Origin of the sequence: Moraxella sp. CTOTU49803 (assembly GCF_032097965.1) — a bacterium.
In the GTDB taxonomy this organism is placed as follows: Bacteria; Pseudomonadota; Gammaproteobacteria; order Pseudomonadales; family Moraxellaceae; genus Faucicola; species Faucicola tetraodonis.
Window position 1 is genome coordinate 20121 of sequence record NZ_DAMCJP010000006.1, and the last position, 11810, is coordinate 31930.

The 11810-nt window shown below is 44.6% G+C and carries 9 protein-coding genes; 1 reads left to right on the forward strand and 8 read right to left on the reverse strand.

Annotated elements, in window-relative coordinates; all coding sequences use genetic code 11:
* Nucleotides 1-241: 241 nt before the first annotated feature.
* Nucleotides 242-1474 carry a phosphoglycerate dehydrogenase gene (gene serA, locus RT422_RS07765; RefSeq protein WP_313421894.1) on the reverse strand — a complete coding sequence of 411 codons (1233 nt, stop codon included), beginning with the start codon at nt 1472-1474 and terminating at the stop codon, nt 242-244.
* A 220-nt stretch (nt 1475-1694) separates the two neighbouring features.
* On the opposite strand from serA, the gene RT422_RS07770 reads away from it, so the two are divergent.
* Entirely contained in the window at nt 1695-3104 is a 1410-nt protein-coding gene (locus RT422_RS07770; RefSeq protein ID WP_313421896.1) for an FAD-binding oxidoreductase, read from the forward strand.
* Between the two features lie 67 nt (nt 3105-3171).
* Here the strand turns inward: RT422_RS07770 and RT422_RS07775 are convergent, their stop codons facing one another.
* The 7 genes from RT422_RS07775 to RT422_RS07805 form a co-directional block, all read right to left on the reverse strand.
* Nucleotides 3172-3789, reverse strand: coding sequence for a TIGR00730 family Rossman fold protein (locus RT422_RS07775; RefSeq protein ID WP_313421956.1), 618 nt, complete (start codon nt 3787-3789; stop codon nt 3172-3174).
* Nucleotides 3790-4198: 409 nt separating this feature from the next.
* The gene (locus tag RT422_RS07780) at nt 4199-6592 is read right to left on the reverse strand and encodes a helicase HerA domain-containing protein (RefSeq protein WP_313421898.1); all 2394 of its coding nucleotides are present in this window, start codon (nt 6590-6592) and stop codon (nt 4199-4201) included.
* 337 nt (nt 6593-6929) lie between these two features.
* The gene (locus RT422_RS07785) at nt 6930-7523 is read right to left on the reverse strand and encodes a TPM domain-containing protein (RefSeq protein WP_007117355.1); all 594 of its coding nucleotides are present in this window, start codon (nt 7521-7523) and stop codon (nt 6930-6932) included.
* Between the two features lie 105 nt (nt 7524-7628).
* Complete coding sequence (locus RT422_RS07790; protein ID WP_313421899.1) at nt 7629-8900, reverse strand: TPM domain-containing protein; 1272 nt, start codon at nt 8898-8900, stop codon at nt 7629-7631.
* Between the two features lie 197 nt (nt 8901-9097).
* Complete coding sequence (locus tag RT422_RS07795) at nt 9098-9823, reverse strand: LemA family protein (RefSeq protein WP_050325213.1); 726 nt, start codon at nt 9821-9823, stop codon at nt 9098-9100.
* 266 nt (nt 9824-10089) lie between these two features.
* Entirely contained in the window at nt 10090-10740 is a 651-nt protein-coding gene (locus RT422_RS07800) for a YceI family protein (protein ID WP_313421900.1), read from the reverse strand.
* A gap of 176 nt (nt 10741-10916) precedes the next feature.
* Nucleotides 10917-11612, reverse strand: coding sequence for a YceI family protein (locus tag RT422_RS07805; RefSeq protein ID WP_065254005.1), 696 nt, complete (start codon nt 11610-11612; stop codon nt 10917-10919).
* Between the last annotated feature and the right edge of the window lie 198 nt (nt 11613-11810).

Consider the following 11810-nt stretch of genomic DNA (forward strand, 5'->3'; position numbering starts at 1 on the left):
ACTCAAGCGATTTGAGTGGGGTTTTTTAATCGTTTTTGATACAACAAAATTAGTACCGCCCGTTGCAATTTTGGAGAAGGCAATCTTGACCATGGTGTTAGATTACTTAGGCGATACATCACAATATTATGCGTTACTGTACGTTTTAAACAAGTTAGGCTGATACGCTACTTATGCCATCATTTAGCAACCAAAATAAAAAAGGACGTAGTCAATACGTCCTTTTTTTCAAAAAATGTTATTAAAACAACACCCGCACACGGATGGTTTCTGGGATGTTTTTGAGTGCTTCAACCGCTTGCGCAGAATCACCGCTACCCACATCCATCACCAAATAGCCCACATCTTCTTCCGTCATCAGGCTTTGCGCAAAAATATTGATATTGGCATCGGCAAAAGATTTGTTAATCTGTGACAACACGCCAGGCACGTTTTGGTGAATATGTAGCAAACGATGCGTGCCTTCTTTTTGCGGCATACTAACATTTGGGAAGTTCACAGACGTTGCGGTATCACCCATATCAGAGTAACGCACAAATTTTTCTGCCACTTCAAGACCGATATTGGCTTGGGCTTCTTGGGTTGAGCCACCGATATGCGGTGTCAAAATCACATTATCAAACTCGCGCAGTGGTGATTCAAATTCTTCATCCGCTGATTTTGGCTCTTTGGGGAACACGTCAATCGCCGCGCCCAAGATATGACCGCTTTGCAGGGCTGCTGCCAGCGCATCAATATCCACACATTTGCCACGCGCCGCATTAATAAGATGCGCGCCTGGCTTCATGGCCGCCAATTCTGTGGCGGTAATCATATTACGCGTACTTGGCAAATCTGGCACATGCAGGGTGACCACATCGGCTTTACCAAGCAGTTCTTCTAGGCTTCCCACTTGGGTCGCGTTGCCCAGTGGCAATTTGGTAACCACATCATGATAGATGACTTTCATACCAAGGCTTTCAGCGAGCACTGATAACTGAGTACCAATAGAGCCATAACCAACAATACCCAAAGTTTTGCCGCGCACTTCATAGCTGTCTTTGGCAGATTTGTTCCAGCCGCCACGGTGTACCACCGCGTTTTTTTCAGGGATACCGCGCATCAGCATGATGATTTCGGCAAGTACCAATTCTGCCACAGAGCGGGTGTTAGAATAAGGGGCATTAAAGACAGGGATACCCAGCTCACGGGCAGCTTCCAAGTCCACTTGGTTGGTGCCAATACAAAAACAGCCAATGGCGATGAGCTTTTCAGCTTTTTCTAAAATATCGCGGGTCAAATGGGTGCGAGAACGAATGCCGATAAAATGGGCGTCTTTGATTTTTTCGCTAAGCTCTTCGGGGTCTAAGGCGGTTTTGATGTTCTCAACATTGTGATAGCCCGCCTCTGACAGCACTTTAAAGGCATTATCATGCAAGCCTTCAAGCATCAAAAAGCGGATTTTGTCTTTCTCAAGTGATAGATTTTGTGCCATAACAAACCCCTAGTCAGTATTTTTAGTCAATTATCCTATCACACTTGCTGGGTTTTTTGTGGTGAAATTCCAGCAAGATGGCATGATTTTTTTGTCTTATGGGTAAAAAATTCTTCATCAATCGCCAGTGTTTTTGTCAAAATTTATGCCGTTAGTTATGCTATGATAGAGCCTCAAAAACCTTTTCAATCTGTCTAAAAATATGGGTAAAAGCCACACCATGACTGCTAATCAGACCGCCATCAATACGCTCATTGATCAACTACGCCAGCAAGGATTTGACGAACACCAAATCAAAACCGATGCGGACAGTTTGGGCTTTTGGGGCAAAGATTGGACCAAGCATTTTGAACCCAATGCCAGCGCCATTGTCTTCCCGAAATCCACGCAGCAAGTGCAAGCCATCGTCAAGCTATGTAATGAGCTTAACATCGTCATTACCCCAAGCGGTGGACGTACCGGTCTATCCGCAGGGGCCGTTGCCGCCAATGGCGAGGTGGTAATTAGCCTTGATAAAATGCACCAAGTATTGGGCTTCTACCCTGCAGACCGTATGGTGGAAGTGGAGGCTGGTATCGTCACCAAAGCGCTGCAAGACTTTGCCCAGCAGCAAGGGTTATACTATCCCGTGGACTTTGCGTCAGCCGGTTCAAGCCAGCTTGGCGGCAATATTGGCACCAATGCCGGCGGCATCAAAGTCATCAAATACGGCATGACCCGCAACTGGATATTAGGTCTTACCGTAGTGACAGGTAAAGGCGATATTTTGCACCTCAATAAGGGCATGATAAAAAATGCCACCGGTTATGACTTGCGTCATTTGTTTATCGGGGCAGAAGGTACTTTAGGCATTGTCACCGAAGTGCAAGTCAAGCTAGAGCGTCAGCCCAAAAACCTAACTGTCATGGTGCTTGGCGTACCAGAGTTTGCCAATATCATGCAAATCTTGTCAGCCTTTCAAAGCAAAATGGATTTGACCGCGTTTGAATTTTTTGATGATGTCGCCGTTGATAAATTACTTGCCACAGGGCATGTGCAAAAACCGTTTGAAACCGATGCGCCATTTTATGCGTTACTCGAATTTGAAGCGCCCTATGAGCCGATTATGGACATGGCGATGCAGATTTTTGAAGACTGTATGAGCGAAGGCTGGGTGCTTGATGGGGTGATGAGCCAATCGATTCACCAAGCCCAAGAGCTATGGAAACTGCGCGAGTATATCTCTGAGACCATCTCGGTATTTACCCCATACAAAAATGACATCTCTGTGCTCATCAGCCGCGTGCCAGAGTTTATCGCCGATATCGATGCCATTGTTAGCCAAAACTATCCGGATTTTCAAGTGTGCTGGTTTGGGCATATCGGTGATGGTAATTTACACTTAAATATTTTAAAACCAGAAAACCTTAGCAAAGACGAATTTTTTGAAAAATGCCAAGTGGTCAACAAGTACGTGTTTGAAACGGTGCAAAAATACAACGGCTCTATCTCAGCGGAGCATGGCGTGGGTATGACCAAAAAGCCGTATTTGAATTATACCCGTCCTGACGAAGAAATTGATTATTTGCGCGCCATCAAGCAAGTGTTTGACCCCAATGGGATTATGAATCGTGGTAAGATTTTCGACTAGATAACATTGATAAAAAAAAATACAAAAAAAGACCTTAATTGAGGTCTTTTTTTTGTCGCTCATAGGGTTAGATTTTATTCACATTCATCGTGTCTGGCATGTTAACAATCGGTTTGAGTAGTTCAATGGCATCGGCGACAGTATTACAAACGATTAATCGCTGTAAATCTTCTGGCTTCATAAACCCTTGCTCAGCGGTAAAGTGTAGATGTTCAATCAATTTGTCATAAAAACCATTGATATTGAGAATAATCATGGGTTTTTCATGTTGATATAGCTGTCGCCAAGTGGCAATTTCCATGATTTCCTCAAGGGTGCCAAGCCCACCTGGCAAGGTGATAAAAGCACTGGCGTACTCTGCCATGATAGCTTTACGGGTATGCATGGTATCGGTCAAATGCAGACGCGTCAGCCCGCCATGCGCCACTTCTCGATCCATCATAAACTCAGGAATCACGCCCACGGCAATACCGTTTTTTTCAATTACACCATCGGCAACCGCGCCCATACAGCCAATCACTGCACCGCCATATACCAGACCTAATCCCGCTTCAACCAACCCCCTACCCAGCTCATGCGCCGATTGGACATAGACGGGGTCATTGCCTTTGCGAGAGCCGCAATAAACAGCCACCAAGGGAACATCAATATCATGAAGTTTGACAATTTGTGCAATATCGCTCATTTCTTTACTAGTAATAATATCTACGGGTGTCATGCTTTTTCCTTTTAATGTGTTGTCATTATAGGTCAATCATCCTACAAATTCGTGAACGCATCCTAGGCGCAGCGTATCTCATTTTGGCTACATTTGGCGCATAGGCATTATAATTGGTGCAGTTGGCGAAAAATAAAGCAATGGCTATTAAAAAGCCATCAATGAAAGGTTGAATAAGAAAGGCTTGATAACAAAAATAAGCTATCAAAAGCCATCAAGTAGATATCCTAAGTATGATGGGCATCGGCAGCGATGCCATTGCCACTGGCATAGATGTTGGCGAGAAAATATTGGGCTTGCTGTTCGTATTCAGACGTTGGGGTCATACCGCATTCCGCGAAATTTGATAGAGTCAAAAGGTTTATATTGCGTCTGTTTATAGCGGCTGATACAACACGCCGACCAACAACACCGTGATATCCTTCGCTGCTGGGGCAATCTGTACAGTATCAAGTGCTATTGATTGAGCATCATACGTGGTTGCCAAGGTGTCGATTTGGCTTTGTAACTGCTGCCCAATGCTCTCTAACTCCTGCTGTAGCTGCTGGCGAATCGCATCAAGCTCTGCGACGGTTTGTTTGTTGGCATTGATATCGCCCACCGAGTTCATGGCGCGTTTGACGTTATTGATATTGGTCTGTGACAACGCCTTGCGCCCCATAAACGCGCCTAAGACCGCAGAGCCAATACTGACCCCTGCATCAAGCCAGCCTTTGCTCGACTCAGCGGCTTGTTGTTGGTATTTTTCATTGGCGGCTTGCAGTTTTTTGGCTAGCGCGTCTTGTTTTTTAGCAAAGCTATCACGCAGTTGGGCAATGGCGATATCACGCTGTTCATGCAGCGGTACGATGAGCCGATTGCGGAAGGCTTCTTCGCTCTCTGCCACTTCGCTATACAGCTTTAAACTATCGACATACCACAGATTTAACACTTGCTGCTGACGGATGGCTTCTTTCACTGCTTTTTCCCAAGCTTTCCATGATGCCTTGTCGAGCGCTTGGGTAGGTAGTTGTTTGAGCACAGCGGGTTGGTGCGGAGCCGATTGTAACTGCTCAAAGGTCAAATCACTTAAAATCGCTTGATGCCAATCTACCACCAACGGCGGCTCACCAAATGCTGTGGTTAATAATAGCTGCTGCTGACTTTGAGCGCCTGATTTTTTGTCATTAAAAAATACCCGCGCATAGGCAAAGGCAGTAGGCTCATAGAAGGTTTGACCATCGCCCGCCCCGTCTTTGGGTGCATAATACAAGCCCACATCTTTGGGCAAGGCCGGCGGCTGACTCATGGTGCTTGCTAATGGATTGATGGCAGGCGTGGTGGCTTGCGCTTGCGCTAGGTCGGTAGGTGCAATCGCTTGGCTATTGGCTTTGAGCTGTGCTATGGCTTGTTTGCTAAGCGGCCCTGATAGGTAGTTGAGCGTGAAGCGGGTGCTAAAAATCACAGGGCTAGCATCATGCACATTGTGCAGTAAAAATTGGCGTTTACCGAGTTTATCAAACCACGCATTGAGCGCCGCTTTGTCCAGTCCACTGCTGCCGCTGGCAGAGAGCAAGCCATCCATCACCCGTTCACGGTCTTGGGCAGTCTGCAACCGTCCGATAAACCAAGTACCCGCGTTGGATAATGCTTTGTAGTCCAAGTCCACTGGGTTTTGGGTCGATAACACAATCCCCAAACCAAATGCACGCGCTTGTTTTAGCAGGGTTAACAGCAATACTTTGGTCGGTGGATTGCCAATCGGCGGTAAATAGCCAAACACTTCATCCATGTACAAAATTGCCCGCAAGGTCGAGGTGCCTTGCTGACGGCGCATCCAGCCCAATAAATTGGTGAGTAACAAGGTGACAAAAAATAAACGCTCATCATCGGATAGATGGGCAATATTGAGCACACTGGTTTGTGCTTTGCCGTTTTTATCATAAAACAGTGCGCCAGCATCCAGCGGCATGCCTTTAAGCCAGCTGGCAAAACTCGGTGATGCCAAAAGCGTATTGAGCTTCATCGCCAGTGCGCCACGGTCTTTATCCGCAAATACTTGTGACAGCGGCAGGATGCCGATTTTGTCAAACGCTGGCGTTTGGATTTGGGTAATCAAATCCACCAAGGTTAAAGTTTGGTTGTTATCCCAGGCGTTTTTAAGTAGCTGTGCCAAAAACACATGCTCTGGCGCAAGGTTATCCCCATCAACTTTTAATAGCCCCAACAGTGCCGACACTGTCGCATCGATATACTCAGCATAGCTTTCGCCATCATTTTTGACACTATCGGGCGGCGGCACGAGATTGCCAAGTAGGGCAATCGGTAAGCCATTCTCGCTACCTGGGGTATAGACGCTAACGCGATTGGCGGCTTTGAGTGCTTGCACACGCTCCGGGGTTTGAAAACTGTTGCCAAGCCCTTGTTGCCAGTTGTCTGCGGTTTTCTTGGCAAACTCTGCCACGCTCATACCCGCTTGACTTGCCATGCCGCTATCAATCCACGGCTCAAAGTCACTGGCTGCCAAATTTGGGAACGTCAATGCCAAATTGCCCAAATCACCTTTGGGGTCAATCGCAATCACCGGAATATTATCAAGCGCAGCTTCTTCCAGTAAGCTAATCCCCAAACCCGTCTTACCCGAGCCCGTCATCCCGATAATCACCGCATGGGTTGTTAAGTCAGCTGCGTCATATAGGGTTGCTTGACCTTGTGTAGACTCTGGGTACACGTCTTGACCGAGATAAAATTGACCGATACTATCAGCAATATTATTGGTGAGCGTTGGCATGGGATTCCCTCAAAATTTTTATAAGTAATGATTTATCGCCAACATGACGACTGGTCTAATTGTCTAACTGCCTAACTGCCTAATTGTCTAACAAGCTGAGTGGCGGTATGTCGGTTTCATTATAGGTAAAATTTCATCATTTCGCCTAGCAAAATTTGTCGATTCTTTTGTCGAGACTTAACACAATTTTTTAGCGCCAAAAAGATAATGCTTGCTACCAAATTTTGAAGTTTACCCGCTTACTGTTGGGTATTAAAAGCTGAGCAATAAAAAAAGCGATGGGTGACATCGCTTTTGGTGGGATTGCATCATCGCACTATGCTAATTAAGTTTAAAACTACTTTATAAAAATCATTTTGTCAGCGATTTCGTTGCCGCTTGGGTCATTGTCTAATTGGTAATATTGACGAAGCAATTGCCCCACATCACCCAATAGCGCAACCAAGCTATCAATGTGTCGATTAGCTTTAATACCTTCGATAGCCTTGTCGCACATCGCTTGCCACATAGTTGGCATCACATGGCTATTGATGCCTCTATCGGCGACAATCTCCAGACGCCGCTCACAGATATTAAGATATACCAACACCCCAGTATTATCCTGCGTATCCCAGACGCGATAATCCCCAAAAACTTCGATCGCTCTGTCTCGGCTGTTTTGTAGCCGTGCGGACGAAATGGGCAAATGATTCTCAATCACTAGCACCACTTCGCCGCGATGCCCTTGCTCAGCTTCGGTAATTGCTTGGTTTAGCTGTTGTTGGGCAGTAGGCGTTAACCAGCGATTGTGCAGGCTAGGTATAAACGCAACTTGACGCCACCATCTAGCCCAACTTGGCACAGTAGAAGTCACTGTCGCCATCGGTGAGGTGTAAGCAATGGTTTCTTCGTTGGCACCATTCGTTGCAGTTATTGGGTCATTTGTGCTCATGAAAATTCCATAAAAAATAATGAAGTATATAGTTGATGATAAGGGGTAAAGTTAACACAATTTTCTAACTGATGTTTCAATAGCTAACCGATTACTGACTACTCATTACCAATCGCCCCCAGCGCCGCCGCCGCCAAAGCCGCCACCGCCGCCACTAAATCCACCACCGCCAAAGCCGCCACCACCAAATCCACCGCCGCCAAAGCCGCCACCCGGTAGGAAGACAACTCCACCGCCACCTCTACCCCCGCGACCACCACCGCCACCTCGAAATAGCAAGAATAAAAAGACAATAAATGCGACAAATATACTACCCAGTAACCCTGCGCCAAAGATTGTACCAAGCGTTACAATGCCACCTGCCGTAGCAATAGAACCAAAAAAACGCCCTAATATACTGGTCAAAATCATGCCAGCGACAAAGCCAAAAAAGCCTAGGAAAATAAGCGGTATACCGCCCTCTTGATTTGACTGGGCATTGCTATTGGTATTGACTCGATTGGCATCCGCTTGCTTTAAAATAGCAGGATCGGTCGTCAAGCGTTCTTCAATGCGATTAATCCCCGATGTGATACCCCCGGCATAATCGCCTTGTTTAAATCTTGGGGTTATATCGTCGCTAATAATGCGTTTAGCGACGGCATCTGGAATGGTACCTTCAAGACCATAGCCCGTTAAAATATACATTTTACGGTCATTGACGGCCACAACCATCAACAGCCCCTGATCGGTGTCTTTTTTGCCCAGTTTCCAACGATCGGCGACCTTCATTGAATAGTCAAAAATATCCTCGCCATTGGTGGTTGGTACAATGACCACGGCTGCTTGCGCCAAGCCGCGGTCATTAAGACTACGCAGTTTGGTTTCAATCGCTTGTTTATCACTGGCAGATAGAATTTTTGCTTCATCAATGACAGGGTTATTTAGGATTAGTTTATCAGCGGCGACAGGGGCTTGGGTTGACTGTTTAGGTATCGTAGTCGTTTGGGCATTGGCGGTAGCTGTTGCCTGATTGCCAGTTGCTTGGGTGCTACCTGGTATCGGCAGCGCATCATTGCCTAACGTCTCTTTAATTGCATCATTATTGAGTACAGCATCATTGAGCGCTTCATTGGTTTGTGCGGTTTTGGCAATCGCAACCATGTCCTCAACACTATGATCTTGTAATGTGGGCTTAGCGGTAACGGTTGCGGAATTGGCTGTCGCTGTGGCGGTTTCTGCAACGGCAGCCATAGGCATTGCAAGCCCAATGCCCATGGTCAGTGCAGTAAAGGTACTTAATAGCAACCGCTTGGCTAACAAACGAGACGACAATTTTTGCGGCTGTTTATGGGAGCGCTGTAAATTGGGCTGTGTCTGTACAATATTCAATGACACCTGTGTTTCCTTAAAGTAGGCAATTTTTTTATTATGATGTCGTCAATTCAACAACTATTTTAAAAAATTAGAAAATCAGTCTGACAATTTATGCAAATCTTATTCAATGAGCTTGCCACCGACTGATAGCAGACTATTTAAAAAAATCTTCTTAACTCTCAAACTTTAACTATACAGTTAACATTAACAATGGTGAATTAAGGTTTCGCTGTTGCGGTAGCCGAATTATTGACAGGCTGACCACCGGCATTGGCTGTGTTCCCATTGTTTTGCACTGGCTGACCGCCCGCATTTGCGGTATTGGTATTGTTATTGCCAAAATCAACGGTTGGTGCAGTTGAGATTTGCGCCTCATTGGCTACGGTAAAGTTTGGACGGGTATGCATACCAAACACTTTTGCGGTGACATTGGTTGGGAATTGGCGTACGGTAGTGTTATAAGTTTGAACATCTTGGATATAACGACCACGTGCCACGGTAATGCGGTTTTCGGTGCCTTCAAGCTGTGCTTGCAATTCTTGGAATTGTTTGTCCGCTTTTAGATCAGGATAGCGCTCTGACACTGCCATTAAGCGCGATAACGCACTGCCCAATTGATCTTGCGCTTGTTGATAGCGTTGAAAAGCCGCTGGGTCATTGAGTACATCGGCACTCACATTGATAGTCGTCGCTTGAGAACGAGCTTGTGTGACTTGGGTTAAGGTCGCTTGTTCGTGCTGGGCATAACGCTCAACGACTTTCACCAAGTTTGGAATCAAGTCAGCACGTCGCTGGTATTGGTTGACTACTTCTGACCATGAGGCGTTGATTTGCTCATCTTGCGCTTGCATAGAGTTATAACCACAACCGGTCAAATTAGCAGAACCCACCACCAAGGCTGCGGCTAATAAGGTGTTTTTTACTGTGGTATTGAATGGTTTCATAAGTTTTCCTCAAAAATAAATTAAATAAAGTAATGTTTAGGTTTTTGAAAATTATGAAGCTATGTGCGGATACTGTAAATTTACGTTTTGTATAGTGCTGTATGGTTTTGTATCAAACCGCAGACTTATTAAAGCCAACTTAGCGGCTTAGAATAGTTAAAAATCGAATAGCTAAAAATTGAATAGTTAAAAATTTGCAATCAGCTTAGCAAAAAAAGACCAGCCAACGCTGATCTTTTTGATTATCTTCATTATCTACCAAAAAATCATTGCTGAGCGGCTTCAATTTGAATGACTAATTTCACCTTTTTACTCACACCCATTTTGACATAACCATCAATCCCCCAATCAGTACGGTCAATCGTGGTTTCAAAATCACCACCGTACACATATGCCATAAGTAACGGACTTGGATAGCTATTAAATTTGCTCGCTGTCAATGTAATAGGGCGAGTTTTTTTGAGCAAAGTTAAATTGCCTTTAATTTGGTGTAATTTACCCTTTTTAAAGATAAATTTGGTAGAGGTAAAGTGGGCAGTTGGATATTTATCTGCATTAAAAAAGTCTTTACTTTTTAAGTGTTCATCAAACTCCTTATGACCTGTTTGCAATTTTTCCAACGGAACATCAAGGTCAATTTGCCCTGTTTGATTGTCGGGGTCAAATACCATGTCACCTTCCAAGCCATAAAACCCACCATGATTGGTTGAGGTACCAAAATGGTCAATGCTAAATCGCACATTGGTGTGCATCGGGTCAAGTTTATAGTTGATTGAATTAGATTTGACGATTTCTTTGCTTACTGCTTTTGCGCCTAAGCTAAAAGTTTTAACCAAGGCTTTTTTGGTCAAAATGGCAGTGGTTGCCATGCCTGCAAGTTTAGCAAGTGTCCCTAAGTTGTTAGTTTTATCTGTCATGAACTTTCCTTATTATTAGTCGTTAAAAATTGCATGAGTTTGAACATTTTAACTTATCAATTGCATCAAGCTGTGCAAAGAGTGTTGGCAAAGTTCAGTATTTGTGAAAGTATCTATCGTAAAAACGTAAAAAAGCCAATGCGTGGACATTGGCTTTCGAGGAAATCTAAGCAAGCTTATTGTTGTACTGCTTCAACTTGGATGTTGAGTTTGACGTCTTTAGCAAAACCCATTTTGACATAGGTATCCATGCCCCATTTGGTGCGGTCAATAGTAGTCTCAAAATCACCGCCACATACTTGCGCATTTTTCAGCATTGGGCTGTTGTAGCAATTAAATTTAGTGGCTTTTAAGCTAACTGGGTTGGTTTTGCCCAATAGCGTCAAGTTACCGTCAACTTTCGTTACTTTGCCATTTTTGAAATGGAATTTGGTTGATTTAAAATTAGCCGTTGGGTATTTTTCAGCGTTAAAGAATTCAGCTGATTTTAAATGGTTGGTAAAATGTTCGTTACCGGTGTCAAGGTTATTGACAGGAATGTCAACGTTGATGCTGCCTGTATTTTTGGCTGGGTTGTAGTTCAAGTCACCCGTTACGCCGTAAAAACCACCTTGGTTGGTCGTTGTACCGAAGTGATCAATCGCAAAACGTACATTGGCGTGGTTTGGGTCTAGTTTGTAGCTGGTGCTATTGCTTGGCTTAACTTTTTCTACTTTGGCGGTTTTAGGCGCTTTTGTGACCGCTGCAGGTTGAGCTGCGGCTTCACCAACTTTTTGCGTTTCACCGTTTTGCGAAATGACTAATTCTGCATTGGCAAATTGTGTGGCTAACAACGCTGTGATAGCGGCAGTGGCTAAAAGTTTGCTATTCATGGGATTTTCCTCGATATATTATAAGAACTGTATGGGCTTACAAAAAATTGTTAATGAAACTTAACTTAGTCTATGTAGGATTAAGTCATTATAACATATACCTTTCCCTTGTTATCGTGTATTGTTTGTAAATTATTGGTAGGTATTGGCTAGGAAAGTTAAAGATGAAAGGGGCTTATCTAAAAAAAACAAGGCGGT